The sequence below is a fragment of the Micropepsis pineolensis genome (assembly GCF_055392125.1).
In genome coordinates this window covers 507,427-530,878 of the sequence record NZ_AP042408.1, presented here as the reverse complement: position 1 = coordinate 530,878, position 23,452 = coordinate 507,427, and the positions used below count along the sequence as shown (strand labels likewise).

At 59.0% G+C, this 23,452-nt stretch carries 31 protein-coding genes; all 31 read right to left on the bottom strand.

What is annotated here, in order from left to right; genetic code table 11:
- Positions 1–48 precede the first annotated feature (48 nt).
- Complete coding sequence (locus ACZ5RI_RS02510; protein WP_464514533.1) at positions 49–1,506, bottom strand: ATP-binding protein; 1,458 nt, start codon at positions 1,504–1,506, stop codon at positions 49–51.
- Complete coding sequence (locus tag ACZ5RI_RS02505) at positions 1,457–2,140, bottom strand: response regulator transcription factor (RefSeq protein ID WP_464514532.1); 684 nt, start codon at positions 2,138–2,140, stop codon at positions 1,457–1,459. The genes ACZ5RI_RS02510 and ACZ5RI_RS02505 overlap by 50 nt, the downstream gene beginning before the upstream one ends.
- Positions 2,141–2,143: 3 nt before the next feature.
- Complete coding sequence (locus ACZ5RI_RS02500; protein WP_464514531.1) at positions 2,144–2,632, bottom strand: PepSY domain-containing protein; 489 nt, start codon at positions 2,630–2,632, stop codon at positions 2,144–2,146.
- Positions 2,633–3,036: 404 nt separating this feature from the next.
- Complete coding sequence (locus ACZ5RI_RS02495) at positions 3,037–3,417, bottom strand: hypothetical protein (protein WP_464514530.1); 381 nt, start codon at positions 3,415–3,417, stop codon at positions 3,037–3,039.
- Positions 3,414–3,701, bottom strand: coding sequence for a DUF7940 domain-containing protein (locus ACZ5RI_RS02490; protein ID WP_464514529.1), 288 nt, complete (start codon positions 3,699–3,701; stop codon positions 3,414–3,416). The genes ACZ5RI_RS02495 and ACZ5RI_RS02490 overlap by 4 nt, the downstream gene beginning before the upstream one ends.
- A 1-nt stretch (position 3,702) precedes the next feature.
- Entirely contained in the window at positions 3,703–4,185 is a 483-nt protein-coding gene (locus ACZ5RI_RS02485; protein WP_464514528.1) for a lysozyme, read from the bottom strand.
- Between the two features lie 4 nt (positions 4,186–4,189).
- The gene (locus ACZ5RI_RS02480) at positions 4,190–4,939 is read right to left on the bottom strand and encodes a DUF2793 domain-containing protein (protein ID WP_464514527.1); all 750 of its coding nucleotides are present in this window, start codon (positions 4,937–4,939) and stop codon (positions 4,190–4,192) included.
- 19 nt (positions 4,940–4,958) lie between these two features.
- Positions 4,959–6,134, bottom strand: a complete 1,176-nt coding sequence (locus ACZ5RI_RS02475; protein WP_464514526.1) for a glycine-rich domain-containing protein — start codon at positions 6,132–6,134, stop codon at positions 4,959–4,961.
- Between the two features lie 3 nt (positions 6,135–6,137).
- A complete protein-coding gene (locus ACZ5RI_RS02470) occupies positions 6,138–10,043 on the bottom strand; it encodes a baseplate multidomain protein megatron (protein ID WP_464514525.1) in 3,906 nt (1,301 codons plus the stop codon).
- The gene (locus ACZ5RI_RS02465) at positions 10,043–10,483 is read right to left on the bottom strand and encodes a C40 family peptidase (protein WP_464514524.1); all 441 of its coding nucleotides are present in this window, start codon (positions 10,481–10,483) and stop codon (positions 10,043–10,045) included. Before ACZ5RI_RS02465 ends, ACZ5RI_RS02470 begins: the two co-directional genes overlap by 1 nt.
- Entirely contained in the window at positions 10,473–11,366 is an 894-nt protein-coding gene (locus tag ACZ5RI_RS02460) for a DUF2163 domain-containing protein (RefSeq protein WP_464514523.1), read from the bottom strand. The genes ACZ5RI_RS02465 and ACZ5RI_RS02460 overlap by 11 nt, the downstream gene beginning before the upstream one ends.
- On the bottom strand, positions 11,363–11,992 hold the full coding sequence (locus ACZ5RI_RS02455; RefSeq protein ID WP_464514522.1) for a phage distal tail protein, Rcc01695 family: 630 nt from the start codon (positions 11,990–11,992) through the stop codon (positions 11,363–11,365). Before ACZ5RI_RS02455 ends, ACZ5RI_RS02460 begins: the two co-directional genes overlap by 4 nt.
- Position 11,993: 1 nt before the next feature.
- Positions 11,994–12,521 carry a phage tail tape measure C-terminal domain-containing protein gene (locus ACZ5RI_RS02450; RefSeq protein WP_464514521.1) on the bottom strand — a complete coding sequence of 176 codons (528 nt, stop codon included), beginning with the start codon at positions 12,519–12,521 and terminating at the stop codon, positions 11,994–11,996.
- Positions 12,522–12,523: 2 nt separating this feature from the next.
- Positions 12,524–12,643: a phage tail assembly chaperone gene (locus tag ACZ5RI_RS02445; RefSeq protein ID WP_464514520.1), complete on the bottom strand. Its 120-nt coding sequence runs from the start codon at positions 12,641–12,643 to the stop codon at positions 12,524–12,526.
- A gap of 23 nt (positions 12,644–12,666) precedes the next feature.
- Positions 12,667–13,047: a GTA-gp10 family protein gene (locus tag ACZ5RI_RS02440; RefSeq protein ID WP_464514519.1), complete on the bottom strand. Its 381-nt coding sequence runs from the start codon at positions 13,045–13,047 to the stop codon at positions 12,667–12,669.
- Positions 13,048–13,057: 10 nt separating this feature from the next.
- Positions 13,058–13,474 (bottom strand): phage major tail protein, TP901-1 family, encoded by a 417-nt coding sequence (locus ACZ5RI_RS02435; RefSeq protein WP_464514518.1) that lies wholly within the window; start codon positions 13,472–13,474, stop codon positions 13,058–13,060.
- 12 nt (positions 13,475–13,486) lie between these two features.
- Positions 13,487–13,900: a DUF3168 domain-containing protein gene (locus tag ACZ5RI_RS02430; RefSeq protein ID WP_464514517.1), complete on the bottom strand. Its 414-nt coding sequence runs from the start codon at positions 13,898–13,900 to the stop codon at positions 13,487–13,489.
- On the bottom strand, positions 13,897–14,211 hold the full coding sequence (locus ACZ5RI_RS02425; RefSeq protein ID WP_464514516.1) for a phage head closure protein: 315 nt from the start codon (positions 14,209–14,211) through the stop codon (positions 13,897–13,899). The genes ACZ5RI_RS02430 and ACZ5RI_RS02425 overlap by 4 nt, the downstream gene beginning before the upstream one ends.
- Positions 14,208–14,768 carry a head-tail connector protein gene (locus ACZ5RI_RS02420; protein WP_464514515.1) on the bottom strand — a complete coding sequence of 187 codons (561 nt, stop codon included), beginning with the start codon at positions 14,766–14,768 and terminating at the stop codon, positions 14,208–14,210. Before ACZ5RI_RS02420 ends, ACZ5RI_RS02425 begins: the two co-directional genes overlap by 4 nt.
- A gap of 48 nt (positions 14,769–14,816) precedes the next feature.
- Complete coding sequence (locus tag ACZ5RI_RS02415; RefSeq protein ID WP_464514514.1) at positions 14,817–16,055, bottom strand: phage major capsid protein; 1,239 nt, start codon at positions 16,053–16,055, stop codon at positions 14,817–14,819.
- 18 nt (positions 16,056–16,073) lie between these two features.
- Positions 16,074–16,622, bottom strand: coding sequence for an HK97 family phage prohead protease (locus tag ACZ5RI_RS02410; protein ID WP_464514513.1), 549 nt, complete (start codon positions 16,620–16,622; stop codon positions 16,074–16,076).
- A gap of 12 nt (positions 16,623–16,634) precedes the next feature.
- Entirely contained in the window at positions 16,635–16,901 is a 267-nt protein-coding gene (locus ACZ5RI_RS02405; RefSeq protein WP_464514512.1) for a hypothetical protein, read from the bottom strand.
- Complete coding sequence (locus ACZ5RI_RS02400; RefSeq protein WP_464514511.1) at positions 16,891–18,078, bottom strand: phage portal protein; 1,188 nt, start codon at positions 18,076–18,078, stop codon at positions 16,891–16,893. The genes ACZ5RI_RS02405 and ACZ5RI_RS02400 overlap by 11 nt, the downstream gene beginning before the upstream one ends.
- A gap of 31 nt (positions 18,079–18,109) precedes the next feature.
- Positions 18,110–19,396, bottom strand: coding sequence for a DNA-packaging protein (locus ACZ5RI_RS02395; protein WP_464514510.1), 1,287 nt, complete (start codon positions 19,394–19,396; stop codon positions 18,110–18,112).
- Positions 19,308–19,736: a hypothetical protein gene (locus ACZ5RI_RS02390; protein WP_464514509.1), complete on the bottom strand. Its 429-nt coding sequence runs from the start codon at positions 19,734–19,736 to the stop codon at positions 19,308–19,310. Before ACZ5RI_RS02390 ends, ACZ5RI_RS02395 begins: the two co-directional genes overlap by 89 nt.
- 416 nt (positions 19,737–20,152) lie before the next feature.
- The gene (locus ACZ5RI_RS02385) at positions 20,153–20,377 is read right to left on the bottom strand and encodes a superinfection immunity protein (protein WP_464514508.1); all 225 of its coding nucleotides are present in this window, start codon (positions 20,375–20,377) and stop codon (positions 20,153–20,155) included.
- A gap of 127 nt (positions 20,378–20,504) precedes the next feature.
- Positions 20,505–20,801: a helix-turn-helix domain-containing protein gene (locus tag ACZ5RI_RS02380; protein WP_464514507.1), complete on the bottom strand. Its 297-nt coding sequence runs from the start codon at positions 20,799–20,801 to the stop codon at positions 20,505–20,507.
- Complete coding sequence (locus ACZ5RI_RS02375) at positions 20,794–21,138, bottom strand: type II toxin-antitoxin system RelE/ParE family toxin (RefSeq protein WP_464514506.1); 345 nt, start codon at positions 21,136–21,138, stop codon at positions 20,794–20,796. The genes ACZ5RI_RS02380 and ACZ5RI_RS02375 overlap by 8 nt, the downstream gene beginning before the upstream one ends.
- Before the next feature lie 152 nt (positions 21,139–21,290).
- Positions 21,291–21,731 carry a hypothetical protein gene (locus tag ACZ5RI_RS02370; RefSeq protein WP_464514505.1) on the bottom strand — a complete coding sequence of 147 codons (441 nt, stop codon included), beginning with the start codon at positions 21,729–21,731 and terminating at the stop codon, positions 21,291–21,293.
- Positions 21,732–21,926: 195 nt separating this feature from the next.
- A complete protein-coding gene (locus ACZ5RI_RS02365) occupies positions 21,927–22,244 on the bottom strand; it encodes an IS110 family transposase (protein ID WP_464514504.1) in 318 nt (105 codons plus the stop codon).
- Between the two features lie 287 nt (positions 22,245–22,531).
- The gene (locus ACZ5RI_RS02360; protein WP_464514503.1) at positions 22,532–23,449 is read right to left on the bottom strand and encodes a prephenate/arogenate dehydrogenase family protein; all 918 of its coding nucleotides are present in this window, start codon (positions 23,447–23,449) and stop codon (positions 22,532–22,534) included.
- Between the last annotated feature and the right edge of the window lie 3 nt (positions 23,450–23,452).

Below are 23,452 nucleotides of genomic sequence, written 5' to 3'. Positions count from 1 at the left end.
TGAATACTGCTAAAATTTAGCGGATTTTTCCGCGACAGGAAGCACCTTTTATTTTGCGGCGGCCGGTAATGTTAACCGCGCGGCCAAACCATGCCAGGCACTCTCGTCAAAGCTGAGGCTACCATTATAGAGTTTAGCGATATCGCGCACGATCGATAAGCCTAATCCCGAACCGGGCACGGTTTCATCCAGCCTTTCACCACGGGCCAGAACCCGCTGACGATCCGCCGGGGCCAGCCCCGGTCCGTCATCTTCAACCATCAGCGTAAAATTTGGCCCGTCGAGAACGATATGAACCCGAACCTGAGTACGGGCCCATTTGCAGGCATTATCCATCAGATTGCCGGTCATTTCCTCCAGATCCTGCCGTTCACCACGGAAGGTCAGCCCGGGCGGACAATCCCAGCCGATATCGATGTGGCGGTCAGCATGAATCCGGCTTAAGGCCCGCGCCAGCGCATCAACCACATCCGCAACCAAAGTGCGATTACCCAGCACATTGAGCGCGCCAGCAGTGCGCGCCCGGGTCAGATAATGATCGACCTGACGGCGCATAACCTCGACCTGACGTTTGACCGCCTCGGCCAGCGGACCGGGAGCGGCATCGGCTTCACTGGCCAGCACGCTCAACGGTGTTTTGAAAAAATGCGCCAGATTGGCGACATTGCTGCGCGAGCGCCCCACCACTTCGGCCGAATGTTCGATCAGAATGTTGAGCTCACCGGCCAGGGGCGCAATTTCCGCCGGAAAATCGCCTTCCAGACGGCTGGCCGAACCATCGCGGATACGCGCCAGGGCCCCGCTGACCCGACGCAGCGGCTGCAGACCGATCCGCACCTGCACCAAAATGGCGAGCAGCAACCCAAGACCAAACAAAGCAAAGGCCCGCATCAGCATGGTGTTGAAATCGGCGATTTCATCATCGACGCGCGAAAGATCGCCCGCAACGTAAAAGGTGAAAGACTGCACGCCATGGCCTTCGACCGGAAACGACAAATGGCGGCCAAGCACGCGCACATGCTGATCGTCCGGCCCGGCGGCACTGCCCCAGATCAAACCCTCTTTGTTGTGGGTTTTGTCGATGCGTAGCACCGTGTCGAACAGCGAGCGGGACACCTGCAGCTGCCTGCCGCGATCCGGCACAATCTGCCAGTAAAGCCCGGAATAGACCCGCGAAAAACGGCGATTGAGAAAGCGGTCCTGCAACGCGACAGCCCCCGTACCATCGGGTTCGGCCGCCGCGATCAGACCATCAAGATCGACCTGCAAGGCGGTGTCGAAATTGTCCGCCACCGCCGAGGAAAACGCGTGAGACAGCACATAACCGCCCACCGCCATGCCAAGGGCAAGCCACACCGCCGCGGCCACCACCAGACGGGTGGCCAGCGAATGAAATCTGCGCTTTGGCCTGGCCGGTTCCGGTTCTGCCCCCAGGGGAGCATCCCGGCCCGTCAGCCTATGCTCCAGACGTTGGCGCAGATGACGGATCGTCGAGACAATAGCCAAGTCCACGCACCGTTTGAATGAGGTCGGTATCCAGTTTTTTACGCAAGCGACCGACGAAAACCTCGATCGTATTGGAGTCGCGATCAAAATCCTGATCGTAAAGATGTTCCACCAGTTCGGTGCGCGAGACCACGCGCCCCTTGTGATGGGCCAGATAGGCGAGCAGGCGATATTCCTGACTGGTCAGGCGCACCGGATTGCCCGCAATGGTGACCCGCGCTGATCGCGTATCGATACGCAATGGGCCGATCTCGATCTCGGGCGAGGCAAGACCGGCGGCACGGCGCACCAGTGCCCGGAGACGGGCCAGCAATTCCTCGGTGTAAAACGGTTTGGCCAGATAATCGTCGGCCCCGGCATCGAAACCGGCGACCTTCTCGCTCCAGCTGTCGCGGGCGGTCAGAATCAGCACCGGCATGGACCGGCCCGCCTTACGCCATTTCTGCAAAACCCGAATACCGTCCATTTTCGGCAAGCCGAGATCGAGCACCACAACATCATAGGGTTCGGTATCGCCGAGGAAATGCCCTTCCTCGCCATCGGAGGCGCTATCGACGACATAGCCGTTATCGCCCAGCGCCTTCTTCAGCAGCCGCTGCAAATCCTGATCGTCTTCCACCAATAAAATGCGCATATATCACTCTCCGCGCTGCGGACCACCGCGCCCACTAAAATGCTCCCGGCCACCGAAACGATCCCCGCGTGGGGCCGAGCGCTCGCCCCGCGGACCAGGCCCCGGTGGGGGGCCATCTTCCATATCCGGCGGGGCTGACCGTACCGGGGGGTATTCATAGCGCTCATCACGGCGTTCATCACCCCGGACCGGTCCGGAATTTTGTCCCGGGCCCGTGCTTTGTCGCGGGGCAAGACCCAGCACATGGCCGTTACGGGCATCAACCTGCAGCCAGATGATACGCCCGTCTGGCGTCATCCATTTGATACGGTAAAACGACTGCTGGTTGGGACCGGGGTACGGACCATCCGCATCGTAAAACGTGCCGGGGGTATGTCGGCGGATTTCCGGCAGCAGCCGGTCCAAAGAGCGCGCCGCGCCTTTACCAGCCACCGGAGACGCGACCAATAAGGCTGCCGACAGCAGCAGGAAATATTTTATGCCCGCGCGCATCCGGTTTTATAACCAACCCAAAATGAACCCATTATGAACATCCTAGCCAGACTTCGTTCAGATGTCCCCCGTTAAAGATGGTGACACTGAAAGACAGTTCATGCCCTGCGGCGCGTTATTGCCCCTTCCCCCGCCAGCACCGCAAGGCCTGAAGCAAAGGCCCGCATCATTCCTGGTGCGGGCCTTTGTGCATTCTTGCGACAACTCGATACAAATCAGCGTAATAGGCACCCCACGCTTTGGCACAGCGATCCTTGATCAAAACCGCACTGCGCTGATCTGCCAGACTTTCCGCCACCTGTGCTTTGGTCAGTGCGGAACCTTTGACACCGGGCAATGCCGGCACCGGATATTCAGCGCAGGCGACCAGCCCCGCGGGCGCTTCGGGCAGGGACAGGCCAGCCTCATTCGAGCTCGCGCAACCGGTCAGCCAGATCAGCAGAAATGCAGATTGTGCCACCATCGGGCAGCACCGCGGCCTTACGTGTAACATAACGGACCACCTCCTGATTACGATAGACCAGACGGATATTGGCCACACTGGCGGCTTCGGCCCGCGCCGCCACCGTGCGTGCGCTTTTTTCGATCTGTGCACGGCGCGCGCCCCCAGCCTGTTTTTGCGCCGTCATACCGGCATGAAAACCAATGGTGTGCGCGCCCCACAGCGCCAGCAAAAACAAGCAGCCAACACAAACGTAACAAGCGGGTGGATTTTTCATCCCGCGCCAGAACACACCGCCGATGGTTTTCAGGCTGCCCCACAAGATCAGCACGAAACCTGTCATGGCCGCACCGCCCGGGGCGGAACATCCCGCGCGGAAAAATCCTGACGCAGTATCCGGCCAACCAGAACCAACACTAAGGTGGTACAGGCAACGCCCGTCAGAAACCCACGCGGCAGACAGGCCCGCATGGTGTCGGGAATCGCTTGCCACACCGCAATCAGGCTTAGGCCGGTCGATGCCGCCCATGTCGAATAAAAGCGATGCACATAGCGCCAGTCATCAGCCAGATGTGCCACCACCACAGCTTTTACCGCCATCCATTTTCGTTTGATTACTGCCCTCATGTTACAGATCCCTTTCACACAATGCGCGTTCCGCCGCGCGACGTTTGACCAGACCGGGCAATATTTTGCCCCCGGCGCTGATCCATTGCGGGTGACCATGATCGTCCTGATTGATGGCGCGGCAGGCTGCTTTAAAATCGCCACGGCGAAACCGCTGCGCCACGGTGGATTTACAAAAAGCGCCAATGCCGATGTTGTAGGCGAAGCTCACCGAGGCGGCGAGCTGTACGGGGTGCCCAGCCAGTGTCGGGGTGCAGGCCAAAACCCCATCACCATGCGCCGCGAGCTGATATTTTAACGATGCCAGACATTCGGCCTCGCTATAGCGCTGCCCCACCACCACATTGCTGGTATCGCCAAAGCATTTGGTGGCAATACCGGCGGGGTCGCGATAGCCACGTAACACCAACCCTTCAAACGAGACGATCAGCGCCGCCGCCAGCGTTGCCGCTGCGCTCAAGCCCACAATTTTAGGCGTGGCCATCCCGTCAGACCGTATAAAAAATCTCGCCCGCAATTGCGGTGCTGTTGGTCATCTGGTCGTAGCTTAAACCAGTATCACCACCATCCATCAGGCGTGTTTCCATATTTGTCGAGGCGGACATCACGCACATCCGAACCAGTGCAGAATTTGTACTTGTGGCAAGGTTTTCCAGACAGCATGCATTGGCCGGATTAAGCCAGCCATCATAACTGGCCGCGGTAAACGGCAACCCGCTGATTGTAACCGTGCCCGCACCACCACTGCCAACCGAAGACAGCTTCAGCCCATATTGCAGAAAAACCGTGTTGCCGATCTTGCTGTATCGGCCACCCTGCGCCGTATAGGTCACGCCGGTTGGGGCGGTGGTCGCCGTCAGCACCGGGGTCCATGTGCCTTCCGTAAAACCACTGAGCGTGTTGACATCCGCAAAGGCTGTACCGGTATAAAAATAAAACTTTCCGTCCGCCGCATTATAGGCGCGCATACCCCTGAAGGCGGTGAAATACCGCCAGGCACTGTCGATGCAATAGGCGATTTTGCCAACGTAACTAACCCAGTCCCCTGTTGCCCCGCTTGGCACCAGATAGCAATCCCCATCCGAGGGCGAGGAAGGCGGCGTAGCAAGCGCCATACTGGTAAGATAGCAATCACATAACGCATCAAGCATGATGAGGTTTTCATTGACCGTGACATGCTTCTGCGCCTGGGCCGCGACAAGCTCGCTCAAACCCAGCCGCGGTGTGGTATCCGCCATGCTGTTCTCCCGATAAAGGTTATTGAAATTCCCAGACCCAGATCAGCCCACTTGATCCGGCCCCGCCGCTTTGCCCCGTCATGCTGCCCGCCACCACAGCGCCGCCGCCACCATCACCACGAGCCAGGCCGCTTTGACCGCCGGCATTGCCGACATAGCCCGCGCCGCCACCGCCAAATAACGCCGCCGCGCCACCATTGCCGCCATGACCATTCTGATAATCGAGCCGGGTTCCGGGCGCGCCACTGCTGCCCGCGAAATTGAAATCCCCGCCGGAGCCGGTGCCGCCATACCCGCCCGAAACACACTGGGCATAATTGCCCGCCGATTGACCGCTACCACCGGAGCCACCGCTGGCAGAACAATAATCACCGAAAGCCGATGCGCCACCGGCGCCGCCACTGGCACCGGAACTTAAGCCCCCACTACCACCGCTGCCGATGGTGACGCTGACCGATGCGATGCTGCTGACATCGATGAATTTCACCGACAGGCCACCGGCCCCGCCGCCACCACCACAGGCCCCACAGCTGGCCGCACCGCCGCCGCCACCACCGCCGCCGCCCGCACCAAGACAAAACACCAGCGCATAGCGCACGCCGTCCGGCTTGCTCCAGGTGCCACTGTAGTAAAACCAGCTTTGGGATTTCAGCCGCCCGCCACCGGCCATCGACACCGCACCCGACAAGGTGACCGCACCACTGACCGACAAGGTGCCGGATATGGCGGTGTTGCCGCCAATCGTGCCGCCGGCCGCATTGAACGGGGTATAACCAAGCCGGGACACAATATCGGTAAAATAACCGCTATCCTTGCCATCCAGCATATCGGCATCAAGACCGGAGCCGGAACCGTCATTACCCTCGCCCCACAGCCTGGAACCGTCCGCATACAGATTTCCATCCGTGGCCGTCAATGCCAGATTGTTCAGCGCGATCTGCGGCACGGCAAAGCTACCACCTGCGGTGACATCACCCGACACGTTCAGCATATTGCCGACGGTGAGGCTGCCAGTTACCGCGCCGCCCGCCACATCAAGCTTTTTTGCCAGTGCCGCGGTCAGCGCCTCATCATCGACCAGATTGGCGGCGGTGGCGAAGGCTTTCCACGCTTTACTGGCGCTGTCCCAGACATAGATGATGTCGGCCGAGGTATCCCAAAGGACCTTGGTTTCCTGAATTTCGCTTTCGTTCATGGCTCACAGATAGAGGGTTGTGGTTTTGCCGATGCCGCGGCCAAAGCTTGTCGAAATCTGATAGACCGAAATTTGAAGGGTGGTGCCCTGTCCAAGCGCGGTGCCGAAATCTTCGGCCTGTGCCGTGCGGGTGTAGAGATAGGACGACACCGTCAGCCCGCTGACGCTGCGCATAAGGATGCCGGTGCTGTTTTGAATTTCGAGCGCATAGGATTCGCTATCCTCGCTTAGTGGAATTTCACTTTGATCCCAGCTGTCCGCCGTGGGGCTGCGATCACATCGGATCCAGTAGAAAGTAAGATTGCCGCTGTCATCCCAGCTATAGTCAATGTGGCAGGGCGCAAAGGGCCGTAAGCCCACCCCGGCAAAGCTTAGTGACGCGCTTTGATAGGCGCTGCTGGAGGTGGATTTATCCGATGGTCCCCACAGATAGTTGAAAGTGGCGGAATATTGCGCCGCAGGGATAGCGGACTGATAAAGCGTGTCTTTGCTTAAAACCACCACCCGTGCCCCCGCTGCCAGGGGCGATGCCATATTGGCGGCGCTGCCGCGCAACCCCCTGAGCAGCCCGGTGAGTTTCCAGGTTTTTGTGTCGATCAGGGTAGCGGTTTTAAACTGCAGAATTTCCCATTCACTGCCATTGGCAATGGCCAGGACATTGGCACCACCCAGTACGGTGATTTCCTCGGCAGAGGACAGGGTTCCGCTATAAAGCCTGACATACAGACTGCCCGCCAGATCCCAGCGATTAACCGGCCCGCTATAAAAATCATACAGTGTTTCGCCGATATCTGCCGGTTCGGTCAGTGTGGTGTCGAGGCTGTAGCCCGTGTCGGAAGCGCTGCGATACACCAGCATGCTGCTCGGCCACGGATCGGCATAGGCGGCCAGATGCGGGGCATAGGCCAGATCACTGCTGGTGAGCCACGGCAGATCCATAAACACCACAATCCCGCGACCGGTGTTTTTGGTCGTTGAAGCCTGTGCCGTATCGCCACTGACAGATGTACAATTGTCATAGATCGTCTGATCGCACCCCATCGCGGTGATCGCCCGGCTGGTACCATCGGTGATTTCGCTGATCCGCAAGATGTGGCTTTGCCCGGCGGCGCACAGCACCACCTCGTCACAGGGGTCAAGCGCCAGTTGCGAGGGGGCCAGCGAAAATTGCGCGGACTCCCGACTGACCCAGGCTTCCTGCAACAGCTTGTCGCCAATGGTGCCCGCCTGTGTGCGGTCCATCACCAGAGCAATCTCAGCCTCCTCAATCCGGTTGGCGTTACCGACCAGCTTTTTGGCGCGATAGGAACCCTGCTCATAGCCATTGGCCGCATCAATGTAGCGGATATGATAGGCCAGCGGCAGCTCGATATCCTGTGTCCGGGTCAGGCGAAAACCAAAGCTGGCATCCGCGCTGGTATCCAGCACCAGATCCTCCTCGGTCAGGGTGGTGGCCGAAGCCTGCCCTCGCATCAGAAATTTAATTTTGCCCTGAGATTCCACCGCATCGAAAAAGAACGCCTGTGACAGCGATTGCAATTCATCGCGCGCGCTCATGCTTTGGCTGCGGGCATAGCCGGTGACCAGACCGCGCAAATCGCTGACGTCAATATCACTGAAGCCAGCATCGGCACAGATTTCGGTGACCAGATCGGCCAGCAGCACCGCCCCCAGACGGCCATTGAGCCAATCGCCGATGGTGTAATTATCAGTATCCGACCACAGATCGCTGCGCCCCGGAAAATAGGGATACGGGCGGGCATCCCAGCACCAGGCGGCGGTGTAATCGGTGGCGATCATACGGCCACTGTACACGCTGGAGGTCGGGTTGTTGGCGCTGTCGGCCCAATAGAGATAGTGGGCTTCGAGAAAGGCCCGTTGCACCAGATCATCGCGGTCACCACTGGAATAATAGGGCAGCGCGCTCTCGCTCGATTTGGCATCATAAAACACGTTGGGCTGATTGGCACCCTTATCAACCGCCGGGCAGCCCAGTTCGGTAAAGCGGATCGGTTTGGATTGCGGCACCCAGTCCGTGGCGCTGGCGCTTTCGCTGCCATCAACCCGGTTGTAGTGCGCGTTCATCCACCAGTTCAGGAAATCCTTGGCCCGCCACACCCAGGGCTTATTATAGGTGCCATCGCTGATGGTGGTGCGGGTCTGGCTGTCACGATCGCTGTCCGATGCGTAGTACCAGTCGTAATATTCCCCGCCATAAATATTGCCCTGCAGATACTCGGCATCATAAATGCTGGTCGGCCCATCGGCTGCGTAATCGAGATGGCTGGTGCCATCGCGCCAGTCGGCCAGCGGCAGATAATTATCAATGCCGATAAAATCGATATGGGAATCCGACCATAACGGATCGAGGTGAAACTGCACCGCCCCGCTGGCATCGCCGGTCTGATGATTATTCCATTCGGACCAGTCGGCGGCATAGCCCACCTTGCAGGATGTGCCGACCGCCGCCTTCACCGTGGCGGCCAGACTTTTAAGCTGAACCACCGCCGGATAGGTCGTGCTGTCACTGCGCAGCTTGGTTAGCCCCACCAGTTCGGAGCCAATCAGAAAACTGTCGACCCCGCCCGCAGCCACGCACAGATCGGCATAATGCTGCACCATGCGATTATAGCCCCAGGTCCCGGTAAAGAAACTTTCGATCTGGCTGGTGACGGCAGTGGTTTTATCAACGCTGCCGCTATAGCCCGGTGCCGGGCTGCAGGTGATGCGCCCGCGCCAGGGATAGGCCGGTTGGCCAAGCGTAGCGGCCTGATCGCTGTAGGGATTGGGCAGGCTGTTACCGGCAGCAATGTCCATAAACAAAAAGGGATAAAACGTCACCTTCCAGCCGCGGGTTTTTAATTCCTTGATGATTTGCGTAACCGACTGATCGCACGGCGTGCCGCCATAGGCCGGATAGCCATCAACATAGGACACCACCACCGCACCGGATCGTTTGATGCCGTCCACCTTCCAGACGTAATCTGTCTGTTTCACCTCGTCATCGTCGGTATATTCGCCATAGGTATCTTTGTCGGCACTTTCGACCTTGGGCTTGATGGTGCACTGCCCGGCCCTGAGATCGCTGCCAAACCAGCCCACCACCAGCGAAACCGATTTTAAATTCGGTGCCACATCCCCCAGCGTATCGAGCGAGGCCAGCACATCGGCATAGGTTGAAGCGCAGGCATTGGCCCCGTTCTGCACATCGGTGGTGCCGTCATCATCCGCCACCACCAGCGTGGTGGCATAGACAAATTCGCCCGCGCCGGGGATAAGATTTACCGCGGTGATAACATTTTCCAGTGCATCGGCATTGGCATAGGCGGTAATCGGGCGGCTGATTTCAAACTGTAATTGTGGGATACGACCGCCGAAATCGGTGACATCCATATCCTCGAACACCACATAACAAAGCCCGCGATAGGCTGGCGTGTTACCCGCCCCTTCAATTTCGCTGATGACGCTGTCGGCGGTTTGACTTTCGGTGCCCTGATAAAACCGGATGGTGTAGTTGGAGGTATCGAGCAGATTGCCATCAGCCCAGATGCGGCCCAGCGTTTTGACCACACCCTGACATAAGCCGACCGCGAACGAGATTTTATAGACATAGCTGGTGGTTTTGGTGGTGGTGCCTTTACCGCCGGAGCTGGTCTTGCTTTCGTCAAACTGGCTGGCCCAGATCACCTGCCCCGCCAGGCGCAGGGTGCCGTCAACCCGCGCAATTGCCGCCCCTTCGGTCGAGGCGGTGACCTGCAAGTCCGTCAGCCGGGAGCCTTTTACTGTGGTGGGAAACAGGTAACTGGCGGCGAGGCTGCCTGCAACGCTGCCCAGCATGGTGCCAAAGGTACCAAGCCCCAGATTGCTGCCGACATACTGGCCGATTGAGCCGATTACCATCTGCGCCATCACGGCACCTCGAACGCATAGGCCAGCTTGTAGCGCCAGCTGGTGGAAAACGGCTCTTCATTGACCTGTTTGTTCATGCGGGCATGGATCAGCGTCAGCGCGCCATTTTGCACCCCAACAAAGGCGCAGTGTTTGGCCGGTCCCAGACGCATCATGCGAAACAACACCACCGAACCCGCCGCCACTTCATCGCAGGCGATTTCGGTCAGATGGCATTTAAGGCCGAGATAAAGCGTTTCGACCCCACTTGCTTCGGCCCAGTCGGGCGAATAGGGCGGCAGAATTTCGGGGTCGGCACTTAAGTCCTTGACCTCGCGCCACACCCCGCGCAACAGCCCGATACAGTCGCAGCCCTTACCCTTCAGTGATGCCTGATGAACATAGGGCGTGCCGATCCAGCCGCGCGCAGCGGTAATCAGTGTTTCTGCATCAGTTGCCATAGCGCGACCCGCCATCCAGATCGCTGGCGCCATAGGCATAGGCGATCACCGCATCATTGCCGATCATGTAGGGAAAGCCGCGATGGTTAGCGGCATTGGCGAATTTGGATTTGCAGGTGGAAAATTTCTTGTTGCAGCCCACGCTCACTGTAAAGCTGTCACCTGCCGCAACATCCTGAGATGCCGCCAGCCAGATCTCGATACTGACCGCGGCCGAGCTTTTGCTATGACGCTTAACCTCGCACGACAGGCCCTTATTGGCCCCGCTGGTCCAGCTCAGCTTGCCGCCGGTAAACCAACCCGTGCTGAAGGCACTTAAATCCGTCACGGTAAAGCGCCGGTTATCGGTTACCGTGCTGATCGCACCACTGCCGCAATAGGCGGATGCCGTAATATCAATTCCGCAGCGGCTGTCCCCCACATCGGCATCGCACAGATAGCAAAAAGAACGGCCAACAGTTTGATGAAGCTGTTGCATCAGCCCGCGGATTTCCGCCTGAAATCCGCTGTGGCCGCGTTTTATCTCGCCCAGACAGCCTTTACGGATCAGCACATACTGGCTGGGTGTCTGCCAGTTGACGCGCAGGATTTCCACCGTCGCCCCATCATACAGCCCGGCGCTTAAATCCGCTTCGGTCAGTGCCGCAGCCGAGAAAGCCCCGGCGATTTCCATATTATCGACGGCATAATCCTTCTGGCTTTGAATGTCCGTCGCCGAGAGCCCGGTGGCCGCAGCATAGATTACGCCGTCACAGCACAGATCGGTATCATGATCGGTAAAGCCCAGCACGGTGCCATCCAGCCGCGTCATAAGCCAGCACCAACACAATGTGGTGGCGCCACCGGAAAGATGCGCCTGTAAATCTGCATCCAGCGTTTTCATAGCCGGATCTCCGCCAATGCAATATCGGGAACTTCGCCGGTGTTGAAGCTGGCCAGATTGATGGTGAGTTTGTCGTTGTCAAAGCGCGCTGGCACATCGAACTCGAACCCGGCGCTGACCGTGGCCCCGGATGCGGGCGCGGTATCAAAGGCAAAGGTGCCGGTTGTGGTATCGATGCTCCACCCGCTGCTTTGCACCACACCGGAAAGTGCCACCGTCACACTGCCCGCCACCGGTTTGGTGATGCTGCGGGTCCAGCTATAACTGCCCGAGCGGTAGTGTTTTACAAGCTGAAAGCTTTTTGTACTGCCATCGGCGGTGGCAATGGCCTGATCGGTTGCGGTGATAGCGGCTAATGGAGCGCAGGATTTATAATCGGCAAAATCCTTGAAGCGAAAGCCATAAAGCCGGCCATAGCGTGCCTCGAAAAACGCCGTCAGGCTGTGAATATCGTCGAGGCTTTTGAGGCCATAACCAACATTGTAGCGCCGTCGGGAGTTGGCCCAGACCGCGTTACGTTCTTCATAGCCCGACCCCAGCGTGACGATCTCGGTCTTGCGCTCCGGCCCGCCGGTCGAGGCAAAGGCAATGGCGAGCGGAAAACGCACTTCGTGAAAGCTGCTCATCTCACAGGTTCCTTTTGCCGCGCGTGATCGCCTTCAGCATCATGGCGGCAATCTGGCTTTCCGATTGCACAAAGCTTGAGGCATTCTGGGTCTGAACATTGAAGGTCAGCGCTGTGGCGGGCGACGCCGCACTGGGGCTAATGGTGCCACTGGACGAGGGTGTAAAAAGTTCCGGCCCCTGCTCGCCCACCAGATAGCTTAAGCCGCTATCAACCGGCCCGCCCGCCGCCCGTGCCCCGGCCAGCGGCGACAGACTTTGGCTCAGCACTGTGGAGATATCCTGAAGCGAGGTGCCGCTGATCTGTTTGACCGCAATGCGGGCCAGATCGGTCAGCATGGAATCAACCATGGTTTTGACCGCGCTTTTACCCTGCAGCGTCGAATCCAGCATGGTTCGCGTGACCGAGGAAAATACTTTTGTCACCGTCTGATCGATGGTGGTGGCGGCATCACGAATGGTACCATCCGCCAGATCGTCAAAGGCCGCCCCGACCGTGCCAAGGCTGGCATTGGTTTGTTTTGTTGCCATAACTACCCATCCGGGAAGCGTGCGATAAGCGCATCAAACCGTGCGCGGGCAAGGCCGTGCTGGCACCCCACACCGGCCGTAACCGCCGCCCGCCATTCCGGCAACGAGAGTGACCAGAACACCTGTGGGGTGAGCTTGAGCCGCCCTAATCCGGCGGCGAGAATGTCGTCCCAACAAAAGGGGCCGGGTGCCCATCCCTGGGGGCAGCGGTCTCAGCCCCCGTATCAGCCGCTTCTAAACCGGCCCGGACAAAGGCCTGTGTCACAGCAGCCGTCAGATCGCCCAGACTGCAGGAAAGACGCAGCACATCGGCGGCGGCCACATCACAGCCGCCGCCGCGCATTAATGCGCTGGCGACAATCGCCAGATCGTTGGAGCGGACATGCTGCAACCGCTTGCCCAGGGCTTTCAGGTCATCAAGGCCCAGACCATCTTCGATCTCGGCCAGCGCACCCAGCGTCAGCAATAAGCGATAGCGTTTATCGCCGGCGATCAGCTCGGCCTCGCCACGCACAGAATTGACCATGATGTTTCCTTTACAGTGCGGTAAAGCTTAAGGCCCCGGCCGAAGCCAGACTGAGCGAAACTTTCAGCTCGCCATCATAGGGGCCGTCATAACTGAGTGCCGTGATCTTGAACGGACCGGTCACGGTGCCAAAATCCGGCAAGATGATCTGCCAGTTGGACAGGGTCTGATTGAAGAACGCGCTGCGCAGCAACGCATCGGATGCCGCATCCTTGAACACACCGGAGCCACTGATACTGGCCGATTTCACCCCCGCCCCGGTCAGAAGTTCGCGCCACATGCCATCGGAATCGGCATTGGTGATATCGACATCCTTTGCGTTGAACGACAGCGTGGTCGAGCGTAGACCCGCCACGGTGGTGAAGCTTTCACTTGCCGCGCCATCGCCAATTTTCAGCAGCAGATCTTTGCCTTTTTGTGCGGCCATATGCGGCCTCCCTTAAAATGTTGGTTCGGTAACGGCGCGGAACGTGACCGTGGCGCGATAGGTCCGCCCGTCACTTTCACGGCGAAAATCCGCTTCGGTAAAAGACCAGTTGACCAGATGGTGCCCCGACAGGGTTAGCGCGCTGGCTGGCAGTGCCGCGCACAACGCCACGGTAATCAGCTTGATTTCTTTGCGCCCACTGCCCCGTGAAAAGGCGTGCAGCACGACTTTATGCAAACTGCCGCTATCGCTGGCGCTATCCCAGGCGGTTTCAACATCCTCGGCCAGCACCAGATAGGGAAATACCACCGAACGTGGCACGGCATCGTAAAGCCGGGGCGGGCTGCCGATCAGGCCGCACAGCGTGCTGTCAGCAGATAGGGCTGCGTAAATCGCCTGTTGCAGCACCCAGCTGGCCGAGCTCATGGCAGCACCTCGCATAACAGCTGATATGTTTCGGCGGGCGGGCCAACATCCTCGACCGCCAGAATGTCGAACAGCCGGGTGCCCAGCGCCACCCGCTGGCCTGCCGCCACATCGCTTCGCCGACGCAGTGTCAGGCGATAGCGCACCCGGGCCTGCAGCCCATCGCTGCCGGTATTTTGCTCGCTGCTTTGCACAGCAAGCCTGCTCCACACCGTGGCAAAGCGTTGCCAGCTGTCGCAGTAACCACCACCGGCATCGCCGGTTTGGACCTTTTGCAGAAGATCCGCGCGCTGAGTAAGATCACCGATCATTTGAACACCCGATAGGGGGCCAACAAACTTTGCGCCCGGGTACCAACAATGCCGTCATCGTCACCGCGGTGGCTGTAGAGATCGGCAAGGATGCACAGGATCGCCTGTTTGATCTGCACCGGCACAGCCGTGGCATCGCCATACCCGGCGCGAAAGCCAATGGCGACACCATCAATGATGCGCAGGGTCACCACCGGTGGTGACAGGGCATTTTTGAGTGCGATCCGCCCCGGCGTTGATGCGGTATCAACGCGGTAAGACGTGGCATCCACCAGTGTGGCACTGTCATCGCTGCCATAGACCGTCACACTGCTGACCGAAATCAGCGGGGCCAGCGGAATCTCCACAATGCCCCGGCGCGGCCAGCCATCGAGCCACAGGGTCCAGCCCTGCGTGATGAAAGCCCGCCCGGTGTACCATTCGGCCCGGCTGCGCGCCGCCGTGATCAGTGTGGTAATCAGCGCATCCTCGTCACTCACATCCACTTTCAGATGCGCTTTGGCATCTGCCCGCGTCACCGGTTCACTGGCCGGGGCACTGTTAAGGCAAAGAGACATGACACCCTCCGGCGGGGCAGGCCTGCACCTGCCCCCAAAGAAAAACGCTCAGCTGGCGGAGAATTTCAGCAGCTTGAGGGCTTCGTAATTCTGCACCCCGCCACCGACGCGCTTGGTGGTGTAAAACAGCACATAGGGTTTGGCCGAATAGGGATCGCGCAAGACCTGCACCCCGACCCGATCGACAATCAGATAGCCGCGGGCAAAATCGCCAAACGCAATCGCATAGGAATCCGCCGCGATGTCCGGCATATCGTCGGCCTCGGCCACCGGATAGCCCAACAGGGTCGGCGGCTGCCCCGCCGCGACGCCGGGCTGCCAGATATAATTGCCGTTATCGTCTTTGAATTTGCGGATGGCGCTTTCGGTCGTGCGGTTCATCAGCCAGCTGGCATTGCTGCGATAGCCCTGCCGGGGCGTATAGGCCAGGGTGATCAGAATATCGGCCGCGTTGCTGGCCGGGAACGCCGCCGACACACCGGTGGCGATGTAGCCCAGCGATCCCCATGCCCATGATGCATTGGCCACCGCGGTTTCGGTGAGCAGGCCCTTGGGCGCGGTTGTACCGTTTCCGTTGATGAAGGCCGCGCCTTCCTGTTCGGCAAAGACATTCTGGACTTCTTCGGCCAGCCAGCTTTCGAGATCGACCTGTGAATCGTCCAAAAGGCTCTGGGTCGCTGCCGGCATGGCGTACAATTCCATGGCGGGAAAATCGATCGCCACCAAACTGGGCGTATCGGTTTGCGCCCGCGTACCCGTTTCCGCCACCCAGCCCGAGGCCGCCCCGGTGGTGGCAATCGGCTTGCGATAGACATTGCTGCCAATCTGCCGGACGGTGGCAATCGTGCGCATCGGGGAAACTTTTTTCAGCAAGCCATCGATGTTCTGTTCGATTTCCAGCGGCACGGTATAGCCGCCATCGGTGCCGCTGCCCGCGCTCATGGCTTTGAGTTCCAGCGTATCCAGACCGCTGGCATCGCCTTTGCGCACATAGCGTTCAAAGGCCGCTTTTTGCTCGTGCCCGACCGGATTGGGTGCCATGCCACCGACCGGCGGGCGGATGGATGCCAGCATCAGGCTGTCCAGCGCCCGTTTCTGCTCGCCCAGCGCACGGTTGATACGATCGACTTTTTCTTCCGCAACGACATCACCGGAACGCTTTTCGATTTTTTTCAGACGCTCGTCATTGGCCTGTTTGAAATCTTCAAAGGTGTCGAGGAATTCGTCAAAGGCTTGTTTGACCTCGGTCTGGCGGACGTCCGTTGATGCTTTATTTTCCCATTCCATACGATTTTCTCCTGAGGATTAGGTAAGGGCCAAACCACGGGCCACACTGCGGCTGGCGTTACGGATATGATCGGCAAGCGTGTTGGTGCCGACCGCGACGACCTGGCTTTCCACCGATAGCGGAAAGGTCACGATCGAAATTTCCCATAGCTCGATGGTTTTCAGGATGCGGTGGCGCGTGATGGGATCGCGCAAGGACTGAATGGTGCGAAACCCAATCGACAACCCGCTGATCGCCCCTTCGCGGATCAGTGCCATCACCTCGCGGCCACGCGCCACCTCGGTCAGCAGACGACCACGCACGAAAAGCCCATGGCCGTCTTCACGGATGTCCTGCCACACACCAATCGGCTCGTGGGCGAAATGCTGATAGAGCAGCCGGACCTTTTCTGCCGGTCGTTTGCACAGCGACGCCGCAAAAGCCCCGTGCGCCACCACATCGCCCGCCCCGTCCGGCACATCGAAGACCGAGGCGTAACCGGTAAATTCGTCTGTACCGAGATCATCCAGCCGCACCGGCGTATCCAGACGCTTTAACCGGCGCCGGGTATAATGAACTGTTGTCATGTTAAGCTGCCTTCAGTGCACAAGGACCGGGCGAGCGGAGGACTGATCGAGCTTGTTTTCGATGCGGTCGAGGCTTTGCTTCATGGCGCCGATTTGTTCTTCCAGCACCGCAACCTTGGCGATGGCAGCCTGATCGGCCCCCAGGGTGCGTTCGAGCACGCTGATGCGTTCGGCGGCCGATCCGGCCCAGAACAGCGCCCCGGCTGTCTGCAATAAAAAAGCCGCCACAAGGGCGGCCGAAACGGGCTTGGCAGGCTTTTCACTTGGTTCATCCACCATGGGCACCTCGCACTGCGCCGAGCGGCGTATAGCCAGCGGCGACACGTTTTTCGTCCTGAGTAAGGAAATCGGCTTCGTTCAGGCCCTGCCACAGGCTTTGGCGATCTTTAATCAGGGCGGGCACCTGATCGGCGTCAAAAGACAACCGCAAACTTTCGCCAAAGCGGACTTTAAGCCAGCGGGTCAGCGCGGCGGCGGTTTTACCGACCAGCGGCAATACGGTCTGGCGCCAGAAGGTCAGATTGGCCTCCTGATAATTGGTATAGGTGTTATCCCCCGCCAGCCCGATCAGCAGCGGCGGCACCCCGAAGGCAAAGGCGATTTCACGCGCCGCAGCGTTACGGATTTCGGAAAAATCCATGTCGTTCGGTGTATAGCTCATCGAGCGCCAGTCGAGCCCGCCTTCCAGCACCATGGGCCGCCCGGCATTGGCCGCACCCTGATAGGCGTTTTCCAACTCGCTTTTAAGCCGCTGAAACTGATTGTCACTGAGCGGGGTGCCCGCCGGGCCGTTATAGATCAGCGCACCCGATGGCCGGGCGGCATTGTCGAGCAGCGATTTGGTCCACGCCGCCCCGGCATTATGCACTTCAATCGCCGTGGCGGCGGCGGCCACCGGCGAAAAGCCATACAGATCATCCAGCGGGTTAAACAGCTTGCACTGCAGCACCGGCAGAAAACCATCCCCCTCGCGAGCAAAGCGCATGCTGCGGGCACCCAACGTATAGTCATAGCCCTGCACCCAGCCATTGGCATCGGTCACCACCTGCACCCGGTCGGGGCGCAGCACATAGAGCTCGCGCACCCCATCGCCGGTTGATGCCGCCTGCAAATAGGCCTGACCGGCGCATTGCAGCATAGCGTACCAGCGCACCATCAGTTCGGTGCCGTCTTCCTGCGGATTGGGCGTGGCCAGCAGCGAAAGCAGCGGATGCTCGCGCACTTCCTGATCGCCGTCATACAAAAGCCAGGGCAGCGTGGCGGCGGTTTCAGAAATCAGCCGGACACAGCGATAGACAATGGCATTGCCCATCACCCCCAGCCGCATCAGGCTGGCATAATCGCGCCCGGCCCAGCGCGGCGGCCCGTTCATCGACAGCGCAATTAAAGGCGGGGCGGCTTTTTGCTCGGGCGGATGGGTAGGCGAAGAAGGCTGCCGATGAAAAATGTTCAGCATGCTGATTTCCGTTCTTTGCAGTTATCGCAGATTACAGGCTGCGGATCTGTGGCCGCATGCGCCCGACCGGCACCAGATAGCTGAGTGCCCAGACCAGCGCGTCCATGCGGTCCGGGCTCGCGCCCGTGCCATCATACTGGCACATCTGATCTTCCAGCGCGGCAAAGCTGCCGACATGATGCACCCTGCCCTGTTCATAGAGCAGCGCAGCGGGCATCGCCCGGGTGCGTTTATCCCGCACGGCATGCACCAGCCGCACCGGTGCGTTGGGTAAGGCCTGCAACAAAACCTGTTCCACCATCGCACCACCCTGATTGGCTTCGGCGACGATCAGATCGGCCTCGAACTGTTTGAAACTCAGCGCCACCCGGGCCGACCAGCCCGCCGGGGAAAGCCCGCCCGCGCTCAAATCTGCCAGCACATAAAGGGCCCCATCGGCGCCAAGCCCCGCCACCACAATGCCGCATTCATCGCGCCCGATCGAGGCGGGCGGATCAACCGCCACCACCACCCGGATCAGTTCCGGGGCACGCGCCACCCGCGCCGCTTCGATCAGACCACGCTGCCACAGGGCGTTTTTGTTATCGGCGATGATTTCACCGCCCAGTTCCTGCCGCGCCAGAGCACTGCTGCCGTAACGCCGTTCAAGCCCGTTCAGAAAGCCGGGGGCCAGATTGGCCAGATTGGCGGCGGTGGTGCAGCGGCTGACCACCACATCCGGTTCGGCCAGCAAATCGGTCAGCGCTTTGATCGGCCTTGGCGTGGTGGTAATCAGCATACGCGGATGTGCCCCCAGCCGAAGTGCCATCAGCGCCATATCCAGCGCGGCTTTCGGGGCGGGCCATTTACAAAATTCATCCGCCCAGATGGCATCGAACTGATAGCCCCGCACCGCATCGGGCTCGTCGGCCGAAATCAGTTGCAGCACCGCCTTGCCGATGCGGACCCGGCGATTGGCGGGCTGATACACCGCCGACGGACAAACTGCTTTCAGACCAGACTCACCCTCGACCATCACAGCGCGGACATCGGCATGCGATGCCCCGATCAGCCCGACATGGGCCATGGTGCCATGGCGCACCCCTTCGGCGATCCATTCGGCCCCGGCGCGGGTTTTGCCCGCACCACGACCGGCCAGAAACAGCCAGATGCGCCAGTCACCAGCAGGGGCGATCTGTTCGGGACGTGCCCAGAAGCGCCAGTCGGATAACAGCTCAGCCGCCTCGGCCTCAGTCAGGCTGGCGATCACCTGCGCTCTGAGTGTGGACGGCAACAAGGCGATCGAGGCGCAGTTCCAGTTTTTCGCGGGCGCTGGCATGCTTTTTCTGCACCTTTCGTTCTGCCGCCAGCTTGTGGTTCTGTTCGGCGCGCTGCATTTCCAGCTTGCTGAGGCGTTCCAGCGTGCGTTCGAGCGAGGCGAGCGTGCGCGCATTGGTGGCGCGGGCCGCTTCGCCTTTGACGCCTTCGGGGGCCGGACAGGCTTCGATCTGGGCCAGCTGGCGGTTCAGTTCTGCAAAAACGCGTTTGACCATATCATTCAGCCATTTTTTCGTGATGTCCTGCAGGGGGATGTGCGGATCGGCGCGGTCGTTGGCGCTGAGCCCACGCGGATGTGGCGCCGCAGCGCCATGGATTGCGGGTCGGGTGATGTTTATCATCAGATCATATTTTGGGGATGTACGAGATATGGTAACGGCACCGTGTCGGTGCAAGGGGCATCCCAAAATTTCTTGCCGAAATTATCTCAAACCAATCCAGCGACTATTTGAGATTCCCCCTTCGTGTGCGGCTATTGCGTGCTAACTCTAAATGGAGGATCAAATGGCAAAGTCTGAGCAACCATCCTGTCATTCCCTTCCCTCAGGCTCACTAATGTTCGCCTTCGCCGGGGATGACCGCTTTGAAATATGCGGGTCGCCACGGATTTTACGCTAATATCCTGAATGTGGCGTAGATCGATACACCATCCTTTCAGATCTATTTACAGTCACCTGACTTGGGAACGTGTGGGCAACAACCATCTTCGTATGTACGAGATGTGGGAACGGCACCGTGTCGGTGCAAAGGGGGTATTCTAATTTGAAATTTGCTGTGGCGCCCGGACGGTGGTCAACGCCCATACAAGAGCCCCAACCCAGCCAAGAAATGTCCACCCTAAAAATACGTTAAGAGCAAATATCGCTCCACGATTATGGTGCGCTCTCCCAAACGCAACCCATGTCGGCAACAGATATATGCCGAAAACGAAAGCAAGCACGATTAGCACGATTAGAATTTGCCAAAGGCTAAAACCGCCCATACAAGCCCCCCACTGATGCCCATTCCTTGGCTCTCACCACCACGACAATAGCCGTACTAACGGCTTCTCGCGACACTAAAATCGACATCAGGTGTAATACGTCAAAAACCGCCGCTTATATCATCTCTCACGCCGCCTTCTCGACGCGGGCCTGCAATCGCAAGCCCGCCGCATCCAGCATATTGACCAGTGTATCGAGACCAAACAGCCCGATCTTACCGCGCATCAGGTCTGATATGCGGGGCTGGGTGACGGCCAGCTGCCGGGCGGCTTCGGCCTGTGACCAGCCCTGTGCCGCAATATGCTCGGCGAGCGCCATCATCACTTTAGCCCGCAGTTTCATGTTGGCCGCCTCGGCAGGCGTATCACCGATGGCATCCCACACACTGGCGTAGGTCTGAACCTGCGCTGTCTTCTTAGCCATCTGCCAACTCCTTCGCGATACGATAGCGCCTTGACGCCAATTCCAGATCTGCTTTTGCCGTCGTCTGCGTTTTTTTCTGAAAGCAGTGCAGAACGAAGATCGCGCGCGCGAATTTTGCCACATAGATCACCCGGAACGCCCCATCGGCATCCCGGATCCTAATTTCGCGAACACCCGGCCCAACAACAGCAAGCGGCTTGCAGTCATCCGGCGTCAGCCCTTGCTGGACGCGATCAAGCTGGTAGCCAGCCTCCTGCCGCGCACCAATCGGAAACGCCCGCAGATCATCGAGGGCGCTGGCGATAAACGAGACGGGTTTGGGTAACCGGTCTGCCATAACCGGATTATACAAAATTTTGTATGGATGCGCAAGGTGGCCGAAGCTGAAGGACTATTTTCCCTTGGCGCGGCCGAAGTTCGGGCTGTCGGTATCCGGTTTACCAAGCACGGCGTCGAGATAAAGCAGTTAAAAAAATCAGTCAGTTAGCCTCAATTTGAGAATAAGGTCTGTTGGGTAATATAACACGTCCCCAAAGATGGAAGGCCTGATTGCGCCTCCGATAGGGCTGCATACTGCGCACCAGCTCGCCACCCCTTGCCCGTTTGCTTCATTCCCATGTCAATATTGCGGGTGACTTCGCTAGCATCAACGAAACCATAATTGTGTAAATGCGCGCACTCCACAATACGTTGGACGGCGGCATCTCTTTCCATCCCGTTTTTTGTCATCACTGCAAGAGGAATCCCAATAACAACCGCAAGACCTATAGCAATAAACAAAAGCACGCGCCGTTCCTTTGCTGCTTTTGTAACCGAACGTTGCTCCCGACCACAGGCGTGGCAAACGGATGCGCCTGCATGCAATGGAGATTTGCAAAAATCACACAAGACCTGCGTCTCGACAGCACCGGAAGATGTTTCTTCAACCATCACCAAGGTCCCCTTCTGCGGTTAAATTGCCTTACTTCCATCAGGAGGGCAAGTTGAAGTGTTGGGTCCAACGGTCCTGCCGAATGTCTTATTCCTCGATCTCCGACAGTTTTTCAGCGAACTGCATAACCTTTGCATCCGCCTCGTCTTCCACACTTAAAGACGGCACGCCCGACGGATGCCACCAGTCATGAACTAGGAAATACATAGACGCGAAGGTTTAAAGGGGCGGATTTTGCCCCAAAGCCCAAGCGCTTTGGTAAAAGCACGGACCTGCGCAGGATTGACGACAATTACCGGCAATCCTGCTCCGCCAAGGCTGGCCGCCACAACGGTTTCATACCCGCCGGTTGCCTCCACCGCCACCGCGTGAACGCCAAGCGGCGCAATGCGGCAGATCAGTGCGTCAATCCCATCCGCCTTGCGCGCAACCGAAAACGCTTCGCCAGACGGCAACACGTGTACATCCAACTTGTCTTTCGAAACATCGATTCCGACTACGGTGGCGTCCATCTTTACCCCCCCCCTTGCAAAATCGGGCTTCGCTTCTGACGGCCCAAGCGGCTATTCGGGTTCGATGGAACGGCGGACGAGGTACCTCGCTTCCCACGGGCTTCAACGACCCTAAGGGAACCCAAGTGGTTCTGCCTGACAGATTTTACCGGAAGGCATGCGTGCGCTTTTTGAGAATTGATAGATTTCTCAAACTGGATCCCCTTCCCTCAGGCTCACTAATGTTCGCCCTCGCCGGGGATGACATGTCGCTCATCAGACTTGAGAACGTGTTGTCTAAAACCGCCCTATTTTCCCTTGGCGCGGCCGAAGTTCGGGCTGTCGGTATCCTGACCGGCATCGACGATGCTGCGCCGGATGGTGCGGGTGCGCGCGAACAAAGTGTAGAGCGCATCGCCATCACCCCAGCGGATGGCACGCTGCAGGGCCGACAAATCCTCGCTGAAGCGGCCGAGCATCTCGAGCACCGCCTCGCGATTATTCAGGAAGATGTCGCGCCACATGGTAGGGTCCGACGCAGCGATACGGGTAAAGTCCCGGAAACCACCGGCAGAATATTTGATCACTTCGGAATGGGTGACGGTGGCCAGATCATCGGCGGTGCCGACGATGTTATAGGCGATCAGATGCGGCAGATGCGAGGTGATCGCCAGCACCAGATCATGATGATGGGCCTCCATCACATCAATCTCGCTGCCCAGATCGCGCCAGAAAATTTTCAGGTTTTCCAGCGCCTGCGCATCGGTGCCGGGCAGCGGCGTAATCAGACACCAGCGGCCATCAAACAATTCGGCAAAGCCCGCCTCGGGGCCGGATTCTTCGGTACCGGCAATGGGATGGGCGGGAATGAAATGGACCCCGTCGGGCACGAAGGGGCCGACATCGCGGATCACCGCCGCCTTGACCGAGCCGACATCGGTCAGCGTGGCACCCTTTTTGAAGCAGCGCGAGGCATCTTCAGTCAAATGGGCGAAGCTGCCCACCGGGGTGCACAGGATGACCAGATCGGCATCGGCGACACAAGACTTCAGATCGCTGTGATAGCTGTCACAGAAACCGACGGAACGGGCCCGCTCCAGCGTTTTGGGGCGGGCGTAACCGGCGATATGGCTTTTCATCCCGGCGCGCCGCATAGCATGCGCAATTGAAGACCCGATCAGCCCAAGACCGATAATGGCAACCTTGCCGTATGCTTCCCCGCTCATCCC

Coding starts and splice junctions, on each gene's coding strand:
- ACZ5RI_RS02375 (WP_464514506.1), bottom strand. CDS start 21,138: ATGGCAGACCGGTTACCCAAACCCGTCTCGTTTATCGCCAGCGCCCTC.
- ACZ5RI_RS02505 (WP_464514532.1), bottom strand. CDS start 2,140: ATGCGCATTTTATTGGTGGAAGACGATCAGGATTTGCAGCGGCTGCTG.
- ACZ5RI_RS02465 (WP_464514524.1), bottom strand. CDS start 10,483: ATGGCAACTGATGCAGAAACACTGATTACCGCTGCGCGCGGCTGGATC.
- ACZ5RI_RS02470 (WP_464514525.1), bottom strand. CDS start 10,043: ATGGCGCAGATGGTAATCGGCTCAATCGGCCAGTATGTCGGCAGCAAT.
- ACZ5RI_RS02390 (WP_464514509.1), bottom strand. CDS start 19,736: ATGATAAACATCACCCGACCCGCAATCCATGGCGCTGCGGCGCCACAT.
- ACZ5RI_RS02460 (WP_464514523.1), bottom strand. CDS start 11,366: ATGAAAACGCTGGATGCAGATTTACAGGCGCATCTTTCCGGTGGCGCC.
- ACZ5RI_RS02385 (WP_464514508.1), bottom strand. CDS start 20,377: ATGGGCGGTTTTAGCCTTTGGCAAATTCTAATCGTGCTAATCGTGCTT.
- ACZ5RI_RS02455 (WP_464514522.1), bottom strand. CDS start 11,992: ATGAGCAGCTTTCACGAAGTGCGTTTTCCGCTCGCCATTGCCTTTGCC.
- ACZ5RI_RS02365 (WP_464514504.1), bottom strand. CDS start 22,244: ATGGACGCCACCGTAGTCGGAATCGATGTTTCGAAAGACAAGTTGGAT.
- ACZ5RI_RS02410 (WP_464514513.1), bottom strand. CDS start 16,622: ATGACAACAGTTCATTATACCCGGCGCCGGTTAAAGCGTCTGGATACG.
- ACZ5RI_RS02450 (WP_464514521.1), bottom strand. CDS start 12,521: ATGGCAACAAAACAAACCAATGCCAGCCTTGGCACGGTCGGGGCGGCC.
- ACZ5RI_RS02495 (WP_464514530.1), bottom strand. CDS start 3,417: ATGACAGGTTTCGTGCTGATCTTGTGGGGCAGCCTGAAAACCATCGGC.
- ACZ5RI_RS02415 (WP_464514514.1), bottom strand. CDS start 16,055: ATGGAATGGGAAAATAAAGCATCAACGGACGTCCGCCAGACCGAGGTC.
- ACZ5RI_RS02400 (WP_464514511.1), bottom strand. CDS start 18,078: ATGCTGAACATTTTTCATCGGCAGCCTTCTTCGCCTACCCATCCGCCC.
- ACZ5RI_RS02380 (WP_464514507.1), bottom strand. CDS start 20,801: ATGGCTAAGAAGACAGCGCAGGTTCAGACCTACGCCAGTGTGTGGGAT.
- ACZ5RI_RS02420 (WP_464514515.1), bottom strand. CDS start 14,768: ATGTCTCTTTGCCTTAACAGTGCCCCGGCCAGTGAACCGGTGACGCGG.
- ACZ5RI_RS02395 (WP_464514510.1), bottom strand. CDS start 19,396: ATGCCAGCGCCCGCGAAAAACTGGAACTGCGCCTCGATCGCCTTGTTG.
- ACZ5RI_RS02485 (WP_464514528.1), bottom strand. CDS start 4,185: ATGGCCACGCCTAAAATTGTGGGCTTGAGCGCAGCGGCAACGCTGGCG.
- ACZ5RI_RS02490 (WP_464514529.1), bottom strand. CDS start 3,701: ATGAGGGCAGTAATCAAACGAAAATGGATGGCGGTAAAAGCTGTGGTG.
- ACZ5RI_RS02425 (WP_464514516.1), bottom strand. CDS start 14,211: ATGATCGGTGATCTTACTCAGCGCGCGGATCTTCTGCAAAAGGTCCAA.
- ACZ5RI_RS02440 (WP_464514519.1), bottom strand. CDS start 13,047: ATGGTCAATTCTGTGCGTGGCGAGGCCGAGCTGATCGCCGGCGATAAA.
- ACZ5RI_RS02475 (WP_464514526.1), bottom strand. CDS start 6,134: ATGAACGAAAGCGAAATTCAGGAAACCAAGGTCCTTTGGGATACCTCG.
- ACZ5RI_RS02435 (WP_464514518.1), bottom strand. CDS start 13,474: ATGGCCGCACAAAAAGGCAAAGATCTGCTGCTGAAAATTGGCGATGGC.
- ACZ5RI_RS02500 (WP_464514531.1), bottom strand. CDS start 2,632: ATGCGCGCGGGCATAAAATATTTCCTGCTGCTGTCGGCAGCCTTATTG.
- ACZ5RI_RS02405 (WP_464514512.1), bottom strand. CDS start 16,901: ATGGTGGATGAACCAAGTGAAAAGCCTGCCAAGCCCGTTTCGGCCGCC.
- ACZ5RI_RS02430 (WP_464514517.1), bottom strand. CDS start 13,900: ATGAGCTCGGCCAGCTGGGTGCTGCAACAGGCGATTTACGCAGCCCTA.
- ACZ5RI_RS02360 (WP_464514503.1), bottom strand. CDS start 23,449: ATGAGCGGGGAAGCATACGGCAAGGTTGCCATTATCGGTCTTGGGCTG.
- ACZ5RI_RS02480 (WP_464514527.1), bottom strand. CDS start 4,939: ATGGCGGATACCACACCGCGGCTGGGTTTGAGCGAGCTTGTCGCGGCC.
- ACZ5RI_RS02370 (WP_464514505.1), bottom strand. CDS start 21,731: ATGGTTGAAGAAACATCTTCCGGTGCTGTCGAGACGCAGGTCTTGTGT.